The following is a 16,384-nucleotide window of genomic DNA, read 5'->3' on the forward strand; positions in this document are numbered from 1 at the left end:
TCCTAGTTACGTGTAATGCGGCGCTCTCTCACACCGCTGCTTATTGAATTCTTGAATTTTCGGCTTGCACTACCGGCTTCTTCCGTTCTTCACCACACGTTGGTGCAGGAAAAACGTTTGTCCACCTTGGAACTACAACCCAAAACCCAAGATTTCACCCGTCTGAGAAGGATAACATAGCCACCCTCTCCATCTGGGCTGTTATATGTTTCTTTTTTTATATCATAAGAGCGTTTTTTACAAACCCGCAGGAAATGCGAGCGCAAACAACTACCGTTCACCGATTTGTTCGGTATTTTTCCTTGCCTTTGTACGACGTTCACTCTAGCTGTTATGCCAGCTTTAGCAGGGTAAAGTGCCTCTGAGTAGGCTTTAGGACATGCCTAACGATCTGCCCCTAACTTTGCTGGCACCGACGGTGTACGGAGGTCGCCTAAAGGTAGTTTTCTAGACATGTCCCAAAATCTACCGCATAGGGTGCGCGTGCAAGGGTATCATCTTTCACCGAAAATAGTTTCTAGTGTTAGGGGTTTTCGGTGGAAGATACCGATTTCCGTGAACTTGGGCGTCAGCTCCTTTCCGAGTTCGGCAGCATGCATCAGCGCATTTCGCGTTTTGCGGACAAAGCCCTCGGCGGCGAGATGGCCGTCATGCGCGCCCTCATACTCGCCGGCGGTTCGCTCACACCGAGCGAACTCGCTGATCGCGCCTGGGTCTCGAGCGCCCGCATCGCCAATATCTTACGCGCCCTCGAAGCCAAGGGCTGGGTCGAGCGCGAACACTCAAAGACTGACCGTCGTCGCGTACACGTCATAGTAACCGACAAGGGATTCCAGGATCTCGAAATCAAACGCCGGGAATTCGAGGACCGCACCGCGGCTTTCCTCGAGCAACTCGGCGAAACAGATACCCAAGAGATGGTGCGTCTTCTAAGGCGTGCCAACGAAATTATCGACCGCAATCAAGAAAGGAGAGATGCCGAGTGAGGATTCTCAAGCTCTTTAAAAAACATGTCCTGGCACTGTTCGCAGCTATCGTGCTTATCGTAATCAGCTGCAACGCCGATCTGGCGCTGCCTACCTATATGAGCGACATCGTCGACGTGGGCGTGCAGCAAGGCGGTATCGCCTCGCCCGTGCCCGACACCATTCGCGCCGAATCGCTCGACGACCTCGAACTCTTTATGAGCGCCAAGGACGCCAAAGCTGTGGAGGCCGTGTTTAGCAAGGCGGACAATAACGGCATTCGAACGTACAAGGGCACCGAGGAGGAGCGCGGCGACGGTGGCAAGATTGCCGACATTATGAGCCTGCCCGAGACTGTCGTCCTTTCGCTCAGCCAGGGCATTGACGCCAACTCCATGGGCGACATGATGGGCTCGTCCAGCGAGAAAGACAACAACGCTGCCCAAGCCATGCCCACCCCCGAGCAGATGGCTGCCATGACGCCCGAGCAGCTCGCCGAGATGCAGCAGAAGGCCGCAGCCGCGCAGAGCATACAAAAGCAGATCGACGCCGACGGCGGCAAGATCACCATGAAGAGCCTGCGTCTGGGCGTTGAAGGCGGCCTAATCGACCAGGGCAAGCTCGTCGAGGGCGCCAACGATATGGCAGACAAAATGGGCTCCATGTCGGGCTCCATCGTGACCCAGCGCGCCGTGACCTACGTACAAGAAGAGTACAAAGCGCAGGGCATCGACCCCGCCGACGTGCAGAACGCTTACCTGAGCCGCATGGCGACCACGATGTTTGGCCTGTGCCTGGTGTCGCTCGTCGCCACCATCCTGACCGGTGCCGTGGCGTCGCGCACCGCCTGCTCCATCGCCCGCGACCTGCGCCGCGAGACCTTCAACAAGGTTATGCACTTCTCGCCGGCCGAGGTGGGCAAGTTTAGCCAGGCCTCGCTCATTACCCGCTGCACCAACGACATTCAGCAGATCCAGATGGCCGCAACCCTGTTTATCCGCATGTGTCTGATGGCCCCCGTCATGGGCATCGTCGCCGTCATGCGCGTCCTGGCCAACCATACCGGCCTGGAGTGGACCATCGCCGTGGCCATCATCGCGGTCTCGGCCGTTGTCGGCGTGCTCATGGGCCTCACCATGCCCAAGTTCAAAAAGATGCAGAGCTTTGTGGACCGCGTGAACCTTACCGCCCGCGAGCTGCTCGACGGCCTTATGCCCATCCGCTCGTTCAACCGCGAGGAACATGAGCTCGAGCGTTTTGACAAGGCGTCGCTCGACCTAATGACCACGCAACTCTACACCAACCGCGCCATGAGCTTTATGATGCCGCTCATGATGCTCGTCATGAACTGCATCACCGTGCTTATCGTCTGGTTTGGCGCGCAGGGCGTGTCCGACGGCGTGATGCAGGTCGGCAACATGATGGCGTTTATCTCCTACACCATGCAGATCGTCATGGCGTTTATGATCCTCACCATGGTTTCGGTCATCCTGCCCCGCGCCGAGGTCGCCGCCGAGCGCGTGGAAGAGGTCATCACTTGCCCCACCAGCATCAACGACCCCGTCTCGCCCAAACTGCCCGCGGTCAGCGCGCCGCGCGGCGAGCTCACCTTCCGCGACGTGAGCTTCCAGTATCCCGACGCCCGTGCCGATGTCATCAGCGGCGTGAACTTCACCACGCACGCCGGTCAGATGCTCGGCATCATTGGCTCCACGGGCTCGGGCAAGTCCACGCTTGTGCAGTTGATTCCGCGCCTGTACGACGTCACGGGCGGCAGCATTTCGCTCGACGGCATTGACGTGCGCGACATGGCCCTTTCCGAGCTGCGCCGCCGCATTGGTTACATCCCGCAGCAGGGGCGTCTGTTCTCGGGCACTGTCGAGAGCAACCTCAAGTTTGCCGGCGACATGGTGAGCGATGACGACATGCGCCAGGCCGCGCGCATCGCCCAGGCCGAGGACTTTATCGCCGAACGCGAGGGCGGCTACGACTCCCCCATCAGCCAGGGCGGCTCCAATGTTTCGGGCGGTCAGCGTCAGCGCCTGGCCATCGCCCGCGCCTTGGCAAAAAAGCCCGAGGTTGTAGTGTTCGATGATTCGTTTAGCGCGCTTGACTACAAGACCGACGCGCGCCTGCGCGAGGAGCTGGCCAAAAACGTCACCGACGCCGCGCTCGTGGTCGTGGCCCAGCGCATCGCGACCATCATGCACGCCGACCAGATCATCGTGCTCGACGACGGCCACGTGGTGGGCACCGGTACGCACGAGGAGCTGCTGCGCAGCTGCCCGGCGTACCTGGAGATCGCACAGTCGCAGCTTTCCGCCGAGGAGCTGGGGCTTACCCAAGAAGAAATTGCAGCCGTCACGGAAGGAGGCGAGCGCTAATGGCAGACGAGACCAAGACTCAAATTCCCAAGCCCACCCGTCAGCGTGGACCCATGGGCCGCATGGGTGGCATGCGTCGCGGCGAAAAGGCCAAGGACTTTAAGGGCACCATGAGGCAGCTGCTCGGCTATATCGGTCAGCACAAGATTGCCGTGTTTGCCGCCGTCGCCTTTGCCGTGTGCTCGGTCATCTTTAACATTGTGGGGCCCAAGGTGCTCGGCCAGGTTACGACCAAGCTGTTCGAGGGCCTGGTTGCCAAGGTCAACGGCACCGGCGATGTCGACTTTAACTGGATCTCCAAGACGCTCGGCTTTTTGCTCTGCCTGTATCTGGCGAGCTCTGCCTGCAGCCTGATCCAGGGCTGGCTCATGACCGGCGTCACGCAAAAGATCTGCTACCGCATGCGCAAGGAGATTGCCGCCAAGATTGCCGTCGTGCCGATGAGCTACTTCAACGGTCACAGCAAGGGCGATGTGCTCAGCCGCATCACCAACGACGTCGATACGCTCGGCCAGTCACTCAACCAGAGCGTAACGCAGCTCATTACGTCCGTCACGCAGATTATCGGCGTGCTCGTCATGATGCTGTCGATCAGCCTGCCGCTCACCGGCGTCACCGTGCTCACGCTGCCGGCCGCCGCGATTATCTTAATGGTGATGATTCACTTCTCGCAGCCGTACTTCCGCGAGCAGCAGCAGGTCCTGGGTGCCGTCAACGGCATTATCGAGGAGGACTTTGCCGGCCAGAACGTCATTCAGGTGTTCGACCGCGCCGAGGCCTCGATCGAGGAGTTCGACCGTCAAAACGACCGCCTGTTTATTAGTGGCTGGCGCTCGCAGTTCCTGTCGGGCCTGATGATGCCGCTCATGAGCTTGGTGGGTAACATGGGCTACGTGGGCGTCGTCGTGGTGGGTGCGCAGCTCGCGCTGACCGGCAACGCCACGCCCGGCGACATCCAGAGCTTTATCCAGTACGTGCGCAACTTTACGCAGCCCGTGCAGCAGCTGGGCAACGTGAGCAACACGATGCAGTCGATGGCAGCCGCCACCGAGCGCGTCTTTGAGTTCCTAGCCGCGCCCGAGGAGGAGCAGAAGGCCGACGCGCAGATCCCCGAGAAGCGCCCCGGCCATGTGGAGTTTGACCACGTCAAGTTTGGCTACACGCCCGACAAGACCATCATCCACGACTTTAGCTGCGAGGCCAAGCCCGGCCAGACCATCGCCATCGTCGGCCCCACCGGAGCTGGCAAGACCACGCTCATCAAGCTGCTGCAGCGCTTCTACGATGTGGACGGCGGTTCGCTGCGCGTCGAGGGTGTCGACGTGCGCGACTGGGATCGCGCGGCGCTGCGCGGCGAGTTTGCCATGGTGCTGCAGGATACCTGGCTGTTTAACGGCACTATTCGCGAGAACATACGCTACGGACGCCCCGATGCAAGCGATGCCGAGGTCGAGGCCGCTGCACGCGCCGCACGCTGCGATCACTTTATCCATACGCTCGCCGGCGGCTACGACTTTATGATCAACGAGGAGGGCACTAACCTGTCGCAGGGTCAGCGCCAGCTCGTGACCATCGCCCGTGCCATTTTGGCCGACCGCCCGGCGCTGATTCTGGACGAGGCGACCTCCAACGTCGACACCCGCACCGAGGAGCTCATTCAGCGCGCCATGGATGCGCTGATGCAGGGCCGTACCAGCTTTGTCATCGCGCACCGCCTGTCCACGATCCGCAACGCCGACGTGATCTTGGTAATCCGCGACGGCGACATCGTCGAGAAGGGCACGCACGACGAGCTGCTCGCCCAGGGCGGCTTCTACGCCGACCTGTACAACTCGCAGTTCGACGAGGCGGCGTAAATTCTGCCGCAGGGAACGAATAACGCCCGAGAACGGGGGCGCAGGACAACCTGCGCCCCCGTTTTTGTTCTACGGCCCTTGAGCCGCCTCCCTTGGGACCTGATTGACAGCCCCTTCGAAGCCCTGTGGGCAAAAAATGGCAAATATGAGTACTGTTACCTTTTTGGTAACAGCCAAAACCGCCTCAAACGACCTCCTTGCGGCCTCTATACGCCTTCAAATTAATCAAAACGCCCGTTAGCGGGCTTCTGTGTGCCAACGTTAATGAACATATTTTTCACTTTGTCTATTATCTTGCTAGACTGATATGTTACTAGGTTAGCAACCGTACTCATATTTGGCATTTTTTGCCCACAGGGTGTTTCCTGGGGAACCGACAACAGCCTTAGGGTCGCGCGCGGTGCCACTCCCTCCCGGTATCCGCCGACGTTCCCCCATATAAAACCTGCCAAACTAAACCTGTCCCTTTTGGCAGGTTTCGGGGCGGCGAGGGGTTGCACTTTAGCGTGCGACAGCGGATAATGCCGACCACTCGACAATACGCTTATTGCTCTTTCTATAGATTGAGGAGGCCCCTATGGCCATGGAATTCAAACACAGACTGCCGATCCCCATGGAGATCCGCGAGGAAATGCCGCTTTCCGCCGAGCTTACCGCCAAAAAGCAGGCATTTGACGCCGAGGTCGCCAAAGTCTTTACTGGCGAGGACGCGCGCAAGGCGCTCATCATCGGCCCGTGCTCTGCCGACCGCGAGGATTCGGTGCTTGAGTACATGAACCGACTGGCCAAGACCGCCGAGGAGGTCAAGGACAAGCTCATCATCATTCCGCGCGTCTACACCAACAAGCCGCGCACCAAGGGCACCGGCTACAAGGGCCTGCTGCACAACCCCAACCCCGAGGCTCCCGACGACCTGCTCGAGGGCGTCAAGGCCATCCGCCACATGCACCTGCGCGTTATTGAGGAAACGGGCTTCTTCACCGCCGACGAGATGCTCTATCCGTCCAACTACCAGTACCTCGTTGATCTGCTGAGCTATGTTGCCGTGGGTGCGCGCTCGGTCGAGAACCAGGAGCATCGCCTGGTGTCGAGCGGCATTTCGGTGCCCGTCGGCATGAAGAATCCCACTGCCGGCTCTACCACCGTTATGCTCAACTCCATTTACGCCGCGCAGGCGCACCAGAGCTTCATCTTCCGCAACTGGGAGGTCGAGTGCGACGGCAATCCGCTCGCGCACGCCGTTATGCGTGGCTACATCGGTCTCGACGGTCGCACCTACCCCAACTACCACTACGAGCACCTGGAGCGCCTGGCCGAGCGCTACACCGAGCACGCCGGCTATGCCAATCCGGCAGCGGTCATCGACTGCAACCACGACAACTCCGGCAAGCGTCCGCTGGAGCAGTATCGCATTTGCAAGGAAGTGCTCGACAGCTGCCGTCGCAACGATTCCATCTCTAAGCTGGTCAAGGGCTTTATGATCGAGTCTTACCTGGAGGACGGCAACCAGCCGGTCGACGGCGGCGTCTTTGGTAAATCGATCACCGACCCGTGCCTGGGCTGGGAAAAGACCGACTACCTCATCCACGAGATCGCGGAGCGGGTTTAGAGTTACGGCGTTTTACCAAACGCCGTAACGGCTCGACGCTGCAAGCCCGCCAGAGCGGCAATCTGCCTTTCAGCTTCGACGGCATGACCAGAAGGTCAATGCCGCCTCGCTTCAAGGCACCTTGCTCGCTCTGGCGGGCTTTCGCTGACGTTTTTTGACCTGCATCGTTGCCAGGGTTGGCACCAATGACTAATGCGGTAACTAGCTACGTCAGTCCGTTTGACCGGCTGAGTTTCTGAGGTGCGGCAGATTCCCGTGAAAGAGGAGCGCCGCGTACTTTGGTACGCAAGCGAAAAATGAACGGGAAGGCGCCGTGCCTCGGGAAGACAGACAGTTACGCCGAGGGTTCCTGCTGAGTAATGCAGTGGATGTTTCCGCCACCGAAGACGACCTGCTCGGACTGAACGCCGACGCATTTGTAGACGCCCTCGCCCCAGACCTCGTCGTAGATCTTCTGGAGCGTGTCAATGGCAAGCTGGTCGTTCTCGTCGCCGTACTGCGGGACGATAACGCCGTAGTTGGTGACCAGGTAGTTCATGTAGGAGGCGATCAGCGGCTCGTCGGCGACGCGCGGCCCGGCGTTCTCGTCGGCGTCGATGGTATCGCAGGAAGCCTGGTCCATGAACAGCGGGTTCACGGGCATGCAGAGCTTGTAGACCTTCATCTTGCGGCCCTTGGCGTCAACGGCGTTGGAGAGGGTCTCGTAGACAGCGTGGCATTGCTCGTAGAACGGATACTCGGGATCGTCGGTCCAGATGCAGGCCATGACGCCCGGAGCGATGAACGTAGCGACATCATCGATGTGGCCATTGGTCTCCTCGGGATCGATGCCCTCCTTGACCCAGATGACCTTCTCGACACCCAGGTAATCCTTGAGGTGCTCGTCCATATAGGCGCGAAGTTCCTCGCTCCAGGGCTCAAACTTCTTGTGGAACTTGGGCCAGATGGACTCGGGATCCTCTTCCTCCTCCAGAACCGCAGAGCAGGTGCGGCCCGGGGAAAGCAGGCACTGGTCGGTCACGACCACGGTGCCTTCGCCGTCGACGGTGATGGAACCGCCCTCGAGGATCATGTCATCGGGACGATAGCGACGGCAGCCGGAAAGCTCAGCCATCTTAAGGGCGATCTGCTCGTCCTTGTCCCACGGGAAATAGAGGCCGTCAACGAGGCCGCCGTAGGCGTTGAAGTGCCAGTGGTTGGCGCGCTTATCGCCCTTGCCGTTGATAACAAAAGTGGCAGCGGTGTCGCGGAACCAAGCGTCGTCGGTGGTCATCTCGATAACGGTGACGTTCTCGTCTTCCTCAAAGGCGGCCTTGCAGTTGGCGTAGTCGGCCTGGTTGGCGCATATGGTAACCGGGGTGAATTCGGCAATGGCGCGGGCGATGGCGGCATACTGCCTCTGAGCCGGCTTGGCGCCGTGGGCCCAGGTGTCGGTGCGGTGGGGCCAGCCCATCCACACGCGATCCTGCGGGGCGAATTCAGCGGGCATAAAGAAGCCGTCGGCCTTGGGGGTGGACTCGGACTCGGTAATCGTGCGCATAAGATTTCCTCCAAATCGAACGATCGCTTGCTGCGGGCGAATTACCCGCAACCTAAAACCAAGAGGTGGCGGACGCCCGTCCCCCGGCAAAGGTCGGGGCGCCCGGCGCCGGTTTTCACGGAGTCGCACCGGCAAGCGACGACGTAACCTGGCGCGCGGAAACAAAACGCACGAAGAATACGGAAGAGAGATTGGGGCGGGCGGTGGTTACCAGAGCTATCGCTCACACCCACCCCGGGGAATGGTCAAGTGGCGAGGAGGGTTGGAACCCCGAATCGGGTGTTCTAGTTCTCCTCGGCCTCGGCGGCCTCCTCAGCGAGACGCTGAGCAGCTAGTTCAGGGGTGAGACCCTTGTACTCGGTCTCGCGACCCTTAGCACTGACGACGCGGACAACCTCGCCAATAAGCAAGAGCACGATGAAGATAACGATCATCGGGACCTTATCGCCAATCTCATCGACAGAGAACGGAATCAGCGTTGCAACGATAGCCAGAATCAGCTCGATGCAGGGAATAGCCAGCATGACCTTCATCATGACGCCCTTAAACGGGAACGTAAAGATGCGCGCACGGTTAGGGTCGTTCTTACGAAGGTTGAGGAATGCCGGGAACATCGGGATGTAGGTGAGCAGCAAGAATACAACGGAGGTACCGAAGAGCATCCAGAAGACACCGTTGGAGATGGCGTCGATGGGAACGAGCTGCAGGCACAGCACCAGGGAGGCGACGATGGCGTTGACCAGGTTGGCGCCGTTGGGCATGTCGTCATCCGAGATCATCGAGGCGAAGACCTTGGGCATGTTGCCATGCTCGGCAGCATAACGAGCAACGGAGTTGACGCCGAAGGACCAGGCAGCCATGTTGGCGAACAGGGTGATCAGGAAGGCAATGCAGATGACCTTGAAGATCATGGAGTCGCCCACCATGGTCTGGACAGCGTAGATCATGCCGTAGTCGGGATCGATGGAATCGGCCGGCACAGCAGCGCCGATGCCAAAGCCAGCGAACAGATAGATCACGGCGATAGACAGGCCGCCGACGATGATAGCCTTGGGGATATCGCGAGCGGGATCGGCCATATCGTCGGTCATGGTGCAGATGACCTCGAAGCCCATGAAGTTAAAGATGATGATCGACAGGTAGCCGAGCGCGTTGGTGTTGGTGAGCTCGGGCAGGAAGGTGGCAGCGGACATGTCGTTCGCAAAACCGTTCTCCATGGCGTACCAAATGCCCAAAGCGCCGACAATAACGGCAACGGCAACCTTGATGACGGCGCCGCCGTTCAGGACCCACTCGGAGTCGGCAGCCTTGGAGCGACCCATAAGATAGACGATCCACACAAAGGCAAGGTCGATACCAATCTTGGCAATCAGATTGAACTCGACGCCAAAGACCATGCCCAAAATGTCAGGGAACATGGTGGCCAGCGAGGCAATCCACAGCGGGTAGTTAACCCAGTAGTAGTACGAAATGCGGGCACCCCACTTGTCGCCCAGGCCATCGCGTACCCAGTCGTAAATGCCACCCTCACCGTCATAGGCAGTGCCGAGCTCGGCAACAACCATGCCATAAGGGAGCAGGAAGGTCAGAATCAGGAAGATCCACCAGAAGAACTGCTGGTTGCCAATGGCAGCAGCAGGTGCGGCGGCCTCGCAAACGAAGACGACGCAGATGATGGTCGAGATGACCGTCAAGAAGGAAAGCTTTTTCTTTCCGTCGCTCATGATGAGCTCCTTCGCTCAGTTTTGGGCAAATCGAGGCCCTTAAGATATTAAGGCAATTGCCGGGCCTCGGTGAGCGGGCGACAGGAGACGAGCATCCGACGCCGCAGACGCGCTTTTAGAAGCCTTGAGGCTTAGAGCTGCTCGAGAGCCTCGAGAGCGGCGCTCTCGCTTGCCGCCTATGCCTCGTCTCGCCGACAGTTCTTTATCTATGGCAGCGGCGTTTTTATTTGCTATGCCTTCGAGATGACCGAGATTTTCTTTTTTGAATACACGCTGCAAAACCAGAGCTTTCCAGCTAGCGACTATTACTCAATCATCATGCCCGTGATGCGGACCCTTGTGGCGACCGCTTCGCAGGCTTTTATTTGGGCCATTGCCAGGGACTTGCTCGACAAACATTCTAAAAAGCAGTTCGTTATCCCCGTCGTAACGTTTTTGCTGTGCGAGTCGCTGAGTATCGTCGCTGTCCCCTACGGCCCCATGCATCAGTGGCTCTACTACACAATGCGCCAGGTGTTCCTTATCTTTGTGGGGCTGTACATCTTTTGGACGGCTCATAAAAGTACAAAGGTCGAGTTGAAGGCACGCGTTAACAACCAACGAAAGCACCTGATTATCGGCGCCATCCTGGTCGGGTGCATCGTTACCGAGGACTTCTACAGCATCCTGGTCGTCCCCATGAGCCTGGCGCCCTCTTGGCTGCAGCTATACCTGTCCGAGCGCAACTTTAGCGAGAACGTCTTTGCGTGCTACTTTGCGATTCTGCTCATCGCCTACACCTATCACGTGCTTTCGATTCGCATGCAGGAGGCGTCCGAAGAAAAGAACGTCAGCGATCTTGATCGACACATCGAAGAGCAAATGCCCTCTTATCGCAACGCCTACAAGCTCTCCAACCGCGAAGCCGAGGTTTTGCGTCTGGTAGTGCGGGGCAAGTCGAACCAAGAGATTGCTGACGAGCTATTCCTTGCCGTGGGCACCGTCAAGGCCCACATCCACAACATCCTGGTCAAAACCGAACAGCAAAACCGCACCACGTTAATCCTCCACTTTTGGAAGCGCTAACCTGCCAAAAAGGGACAGGTTTATTTTGGTATGTTTTATCTGGGCAAACGCCAGCCGCCACGAGAGAGCTGTTTTTTCCCTCGTGGCGGTCTTCTAGCAGAAAAACCAAGTGAGTAGGCTTTTTGCAGGAGGCCAAGCACGCCCTAAAACGCCACAGCTCTGACCTGCAGGTTTATAGATCATTTGTCGCGATGTGCTCGGCAGGTTCAAAAAAGTCTACTCACTTGTATCTGAGACGCACCAGATTGGCAAAAACCGCCGCGAAAGGGCCCTTGGTCCCTTCGCGGCGGTCATACGCCTCTGATTTTGCGACGGTTTTGCCCGCTTGTTACTCGCTGTAGCGGGTGGCGATGGCGGCTCGCACCATGCCGGTGCTCATGAGGTAGGTCACCAGGAAGTAGCCACCGTATGCTGCCAGGAAGATTGCACAGGTGAGGCCCACGGTGCCGCCGATGCTCATATTTCCGAAAATGCTCACCAGCTCGATGATCACCTTAAGTGCCACAAAGGAGTGTGCCAGGCCCACTGCCAGCGGGAACAGGAAGAATACCGCTTGCTGTGCCATCACCGAATGGCGAATCTGGCGGTCGTCGCAGCCGATCTGTGCCAGTACACGATAACTGCGGCTGCCGTCGGCCACATTGGAGAGCTGCTGAATCGACAGAATCGCCGCGCATGCAACGACCAATACAAAGCCGATGTAGATGGCTAGGTAGCTAATAAGACCGTTCATTTGCGCTGCTTGCGTGTACATCTCGGAGCGTGTGATGAAGGTTCCCCACGACCCCGGCTCCTTGCCGTCAACGAGCAGATTGTCGAGCACAGTGTATTTAATGCTCTCGTCTGCCTCGGTCGTATCCATCCCCTGTTTGTAGTTAACGAGCAGGCTACTGGAATACGGCTGCAGATTAAGTTGGGACAACAGCTCGTCGGCAACGACGACGGTACCCCCATTACTGCCCATCGCCGAGTTGGCGATGGCCGCCGTATCTTCGTCCGACTTATCGGTTGCGGGCTTGAGCGTATGCCCGCCCAAGGTAAGGGTATGGCCGCCAGCCATATACTTGGTGTACAGGTCGACCAGCTCGCCGCCCATATCACACGTGAGCAAATACTGGTCGTGACCGATGTGCACCGGCTCCTTGCCCATCATCTGGCGCAGTTTGTTGTACTGACTTGCCGGCGTCACAGACAGGCCTGTCATGTCGGCGCTGCTGCCCTCGAACGCCTTGGGGAGCTTTTCGCCCATGGTCTTGCACATCTCACTTGGAGTCACCGATGGATCCGAGCCGCCAAGCGGGTAGCTCAGATACGAATCGATCTGTACATGCTCGCCGGCAACATCGGCGATATTGACCTTCTTGCCGGTCTCGTCGTTGTTTTCCGCCGACTTGCCTTTAATACCGTCTGCAACGTTATCGGGGTCGACACGATCGCCGTGCCATGCGGAGTACAAATCGACCGTACTATCGGCCAGCACCATGCGATCGGCCTCAGACGGATTGACATACTCTTTGTAGTAGTCGAGCGTATCGGGCGCGTAATAGATATACGTCTGCGACATGTCGGCCGGATTATAGCGCTCCAGGTTTTCGTTCATCACGTTGGCAATCGACATACCGCACGTCACCGAGGTGATGGCCAAAAACAGGAGCATCGCGATGACGCCCATCGAAAAGCACACCGTGTTGACCTTGGCCGCAAGCTGGCGCACGGTAAACATGTTGAGGCCGCGCCAATACACGCCGCGCAGGCTCTGCAGCAGCTTGATGAGCATGCCCGAGAGTCCCCAGAACAGGGCAAAGGTGCCCACGGTAACCATAGCGGTCGTAATGCCAAACTGGTTCATGGCCTCTTGCAGCTTGCTGTCCGTCGCGGTTAGCGGGAACCCATCACGTAGCAGACGGTAATAGGCCACGCCCACAAGCACCACGCCCACGGCAAAGATGGCAATCGCGATCCAGGGGTTGCGTGTCTTGATGCTCTCGTTGCGACGCTCGGCACCCATAAGCTCGATGAGTTTGGTACGACGCACGGCGCGCAGGTTCAGCAGTAACGTGAGTATGAACATTACGAGCATGCAGGCAAGGGTCAGATTGAACGCATGCACCGAGAAAAAGAAGTGGAAATTGGCAATCTGTGTCTTAAAAAGCGAGGCCGTAAAGAACGTCATGAGCTGGGAGAGTCCCACACCCAGCACAATGCCGGCGACAAAGGCCACGACCGAGACAATCACCGTCTCGAGCGCCATGATCGTGGCGACGCGCCCGCGCCCCATGCCGAGCACCTGGTACAGGCCAAACTCCTTCTTGCGGCGTTTCATGATGAAGTTATTGGCGTACACCATCAAAAAGGCCATGACACCGGCCAAAAAGTACGTCAGGTCGCCGAGCATGCTGCCCATTACCTGCGCCAAGCCCTTTTCATCGATTCCGGCGATGTCGACCTGCATCGAGATGGTGTTAAAGGCATAGAAGACCGTGACGCCCAGGGTGAGCGTCAAAAGGTAGACGAGGTAGTCGCGGCCGGCGCGGCGGACGTTGCCCCAAGCGAGTTTACAGAGCATCGGAGCCCTCACCGCCCATCATGGCAACGACCTCCATAATGCGGTCGAAGAACTCTCGGCGGTCGGTGTCGCCGCGGCGCAGCTCGGTGAAGATCTTGCCGTCGCGAATGAACAGCACACGGCTCGTGTAGCTGGCGGCAAAGCTATCGTGCGTGACCATGAGCACGGTGGCGCGTAGGCGGCGGTTAAGGGCCTCCAGGCTCTCGAGCAGCAGGCGAGCGCTCTTGGAATCGAGGGCGCCGGTGGGCTCGTCGGCCATGATCATGGTGGGGTCGGTGACGAGCGCGCGAGCCGCGGCAACGCGCTGCTGCTGACCGCCGGACATCTGGTAGGGATACTTGTCGAGCACCTGACTGATGGACAGGCGCGCTGCCACATCCTGCACGCGGGTCGAGATCTCTGCCGAGTTTGTGCGGGCGATGGTGAGCGGCAGGGAGATGTTCTCGCGTGCCGTGAGCGTATCGAGCAGGTTGGAGTCCTGGAAGATAAAGCCGAGTTCCTCGCGGCGGAACTGCGAAAGCTTAGCCTGCTTCATGCGTGTTACGTCCTGCCCGTTGATGCGGATCGTGCCACTTGTGGCGCTATCGATGGTCGACACGCAGTTGAGCAACGTCGACTTGCCCGAGCCCGAAGCGCCCATGATGCCAACAAATTCACCGCGGTTGACGGTAAAGCTGACGTCGTTGAGCGCACGGGTCACGTTGCCCAGCGCTCCATATACCTTTTCGAGATGCGCGACCTCCAGTACCGGGGTCGCCATGTGCGTGGTTTGCATACCGAGTCCTTTCTTGCAATTAGTCTACGGCATCTATAGTCGCAAGAAGACGAGTCGGCTACCATCGATATGGCTTACGCTTGCCTTACCGTTGTGTAAGGTACGGGTAGCTACCCTGTCACGTGTTGATGTTGAGGGAGGACTCCTGTTGAAGACTGTTCATGTTGCCGCTGGGATCATTCGCAAGGAAGGATCTGACGAGCTGCTTGCCGTGCAGCGCGGCTATGGCGACATGCAGGGACTTTGGGAATTCCCCGGCGGCAAGCTCATGCGCGGCGAGACGCCCGAGGACGCCGTACGCCGCGAGCTTATGGAGGAGCTGCAGGTAAAAGTCACCAACCTGCGCGATTTCTACACCGTTGAGTATGACTACCCCGATTTTCATCTCTCCATGGAGTGCTACTACTGCTCGCTCGCCGATGAATCCGATGAGCCTCAGAAGCACGACCGCCAGCTTGATATCCGCTGGATTCCGCGCACCTCGCTTGCCACGGTGGAATGGATGCCCGCAGACAAGGGGCTCATCGATGCCCTGATTGAGCTGAAGGAAGACCGGCTCGAGGCCAACGGCACTGTCAACGACGCCGAGGCCGCCACGACCGAACACCCCGCCACCAAGCCCAAGCGCGCACCTAAACGCCGCAGCAAAAAGCGCGCCAAGCCCAGCCTGCTCGACGGCATCGACACCTCGGACCTTTCCGCCGACGAGCGCGAACTGGTGCGCCGTCGCGCCGCCATCAAAAAGTCCATGAAGGGCAACAAGCGCGCCAACACCAAACCCGAGCTGCTCGTTCGCCAGCGCCTGCGGGCAGCAGGTCTTACGGGCTATCGCTTGGAATGGAAGGTTCCCGGCAAGCCCGACATCGCCTTCCCCGGCCGCAAGATCGCCATCTTCGTCAACGGCTGCTTTTGGCACCGCTGCCCCAAGTGCAACCCCAGCCAGCCCAAGCGCAATGTTGAGTTTTGGGAGGCAAAGTTCCGTCGCAACGTCGAGCGCGACCGTGCCGCCGTGGCAGCGCTCACCGAAATGGGCTGGACGCCCATAACCATCTGGGAATGCGAACTCAAAAAGGACCGCATCGACGCCACCATGGAAAAGGTCATCGAGCAGGTGCGCGCCGCGGCACCGCAACGCTAACAGCGAGCATTCACACGCTCCGCACGTCCGCGCCACGTCTACGCCACAAACCTTAGAAAGCCCTTAAGCTCAAAACCTTTCAAGAGTGTTACTCAATAGCCTTGACCTGCGGTTTCATCGTAACACCAAACCAGGTTAAGCCTTTCTTTAGCGCTTCTTTGAACGGTCCGCTGCATAATACTGCCAACGCACGGGGCCTAGCAGCATACCCCGAGCGCAACCTTTTGGTGGACATCGAGGAGGCCGCACAAGCATGCATTCTTCCAATGACGCAACACAGCAGCCATCCCTAAACCATGCAAACCTTTTCTCCTTCCCCCCGACACAGAGAAACGGCCTCCTCGACTCCCCCACCACAAAACCCAAACGCTCAACCGACCAGAGCCACAACTTGCGAGCATCGTTCGAAAAGCTCCAAGCATCCCTAGACAAAACCTTCCCCAACCAAGCCCGGGCATACTAGCCCCCACCAACAAAGCGCCCCCTCGCGCCCCACCCCTTCAGCCATAACGCCACAAGGGCGATTGCGCAGGGCCGTCCGGAAACGGAAAAGGGCCTATCTCTCAGAACATTCCGCACTGATATTTTCTGTATTGAAGACGTCGATGGTGCACCCGTATACCATTGACGTCGACACCATCAGATGCGGACCGCGCGGTGACCCCACATTCCGCTGGCGCCCACGGGGCTGCCCTCGTTTCCTGACATGTCCCGCGCGGGCCGCGGCGAGCCGAGACCGCCGCATGACCTAATAGGAGCATG

The 16,384-nt window shown here is 58.7% G+C and carries 10 protein-coding genes; 6 read left to right on the plus strand and 4 right to left on the minus strand.

What is annotated here, in order from left to right:
- The first annotated feature begins 536 nt into the window (after positions 1–536).
- The 4 genes from ABHU32_RS01775 to ABHU32_RS01790 all read left to right on the plus strand — a co-directional run bounded on the left by ABHU32_RS01775 (position 537) and on the right by ABHU32_RS01790 (position 6,814).
- Complete coding sequence (locus ABHU32_RS01775; protein WP_271730268.1) at positions 537–986, plus strand: MarR family winged helix-turn-helix transcriptional regulator; 450 nt, start codon at positions 537–539, stop codon at positions 984–986.
- Positions 983–3,349, plus strand: a complete 2,367-nt coding sequence (locus ABHU32_RS01780; RefSeq protein ID WP_346978670.1) for an ABC transporter ATP-binding protein — start codon at positions 983–985, stop codon at positions 3,347–3,349. The genes ABHU32_RS01775 and ABHU32_RS01780 overlap by 4 nt, the downstream gene beginning before the upstream one ends.
- Entirely contained in the window at positions 3,349–5,205 is a 1,857-nt protein-coding gene (locus tag ABHU32_RS01785; protein WP_346978671.1) for an ABC transporter ATP-binding protein, read from the plus strand. Before ABHU32_RS01780 ends, ABHU32_RS01785 begins: the two co-directional genes overlap by 1 nt.
- Positions 5,206–5,782: 577 nt before the next feature.
- Positions 5,783–6,814: a 3-deoxy-7-phosphoheptulonate synthase gene (locus ABHU32_RS01790; RefSeq protein WP_346978672.1), complete on the plus strand. Its 1,032-nt coding sequence runs from the start codon at positions 5,783–5,785 to the stop codon at positions 6,812–6,814.
- Between the two features lie 334 nt (positions 6,815–7,148).
- Here the strand turns inward: ABHU32_RS01790 and ABHU32_RS01795 are convergent, their stop codons facing one another.
- Both ABHU32_RS01795 and ABHU32_RS01800 read right to left on the minus strand, forming a co-directional pair.
- Positions 7,149–8,354 carry an agmatine deiminase family protein gene (locus tag ABHU32_RS01795; protein ID WP_346978673.1) on the minus strand — a complete coding sequence of 402 codons (1,206 nt, stop codon included), beginning with the start codon at positions 8,352–8,354 and terminating at the stop codon, positions 7,149–7,151.
- 284 nt (positions 8,355–8,638) lie between these two features.
- Positions 8,639–10,078, minus strand: coding sequence for an APC family permease (locus ABHU32_RS01800; RefSeq protein ID WP_346978675.1), 1,440 nt, complete (start codon positions 10,076–10,078; stop codon positions 8,639–8,641).
- Positions 10,079–10,321: 243 nt separating this feature from the next.
- On the opposite strand from ABHU32_RS01800, the gene ABHU32_RS01805 reads away from it, so the two are divergent.
- Positions 10,322–11,143, plus strand: a complete 822-nt coding sequence (locus tag ABHU32_RS01805) for a response regulator transcription factor (protein WP_346978676.1) — start codon at positions 10,322–10,324, stop codon at positions 11,141–11,143.
- A gap of 328 nt (positions 11,144–11,471) precedes the next feature.
- On the opposite strand, the gene ABHU32_RS01810 is transcribed toward ABHU32_RS01805, so the two are convergent.
- Both ABHU32_RS01810 and ABHU32_RS01815 read right to left on the minus strand, forming a co-directional pair.
- The gene (locus ABHU32_RS01810) at positions 11,472–13,709 is read right to left on the minus strand and encodes an ABC transporter permease (RefSeq protein ID WP_346978677.1); all 2,238 of its coding nucleotides are present in this window, start codon (positions 13,707–13,709) and stop codon (positions 11,472–11,474) included.
- The gene (locus ABHU32_RS01815) at positions 13,699–14,484 is read right to left on the minus strand and encodes an ABC transporter ATP-binding protein (protein WP_346978678.1); all 786 of its coding nucleotides are present in this window, start codon (positions 14,482–14,484) and stop codon (positions 13,699–13,701) included. The genes ABHU32_RS01810 and ABHU32_RS01815 overlap by 11 nt, the downstream gene beginning before the upstream one ends.
- 148 nt (positions 14,485–14,632) lie before the next feature.
- Here ABHU32_RS01815 and vsr point away from each other — a divergent pair, with 148 nt between their 5' ends.
- Positions 14,633–15,622 (plus strand): DNA mismatch endonuclease Vsr, encoded by a 990-nt coding sequence (gene vsr / locus ABHU32_RS01820; RefSeq protein WP_346978679.1) that lies wholly within the window; start codon positions 14,633–14,635, stop codon positions 15,620–15,622.
- The last annotated feature ends 762 nt before the right edge of the window (positions 15,623–16,384 follow it).

The organism is Collinsella aerofaciens (assembly GCF_039758965.1).
Taxonomy (GTDB): Bacteria; Actinomycetota; Coriobacteriia; order Coriobacteriales; family Coriobacteriaceae; genus Collinsella; species Collinsella aerofaciens_BR.

Bases quoted from the DNA above. Each gene is read 5' to 3' on its own strand.
- ABHU32_RS01785 (WP_346978671.1), top strand. From the start codon at position 3,349: ATGGCAGACGAGACCAAGACTCAAATTCCCAAGCCCACCCGTCAGCGT.
- ABHU32_RS01790 (WP_346978672.1), top strand. From the start codon at position 5,783: ATGGCCATGGAATTCAAACACAGACTGCCGATCCCCATGGAGATCCGC.
- ABHU32_RS01795 (WP_346978673.1), bottom strand. From the start codon at position 8,354: ATGCGCACGATTACCGAGTCCGAGTCCACCCCCAAGGCCGACGGCTTC.
- ABHU32_RS01800 (WP_346978675.1), bottom strand. From the start codon at position 10,078: ATGAGCGACGGAAAGAAAAAGCTTTCCTTCTTGACGGTCATCTCGACC.
- ABHU32_RS01805 (WP_346978676.1), top strand. From the start codon at position 10,322: ATGACCGAGATTTTCTTTTTTGAATACACGCTGCAAAACCAGAGCTTT.
- ABHU32_RS01810 (WP_346978677.1), bottom strand. From the start codon at position 13,709: ATGCTCTGTAAACTCGCTTGGGGCAACGTCCGCCGCGCCGGCCGCGAC.
- ABHU32_RS01815 (WP_346978678.1), bottom strand. From the start codon at position 14,484: ATGCAAACCACGCACATGGCGACCCCGGTACTGGAGGTCGCGCATCTC.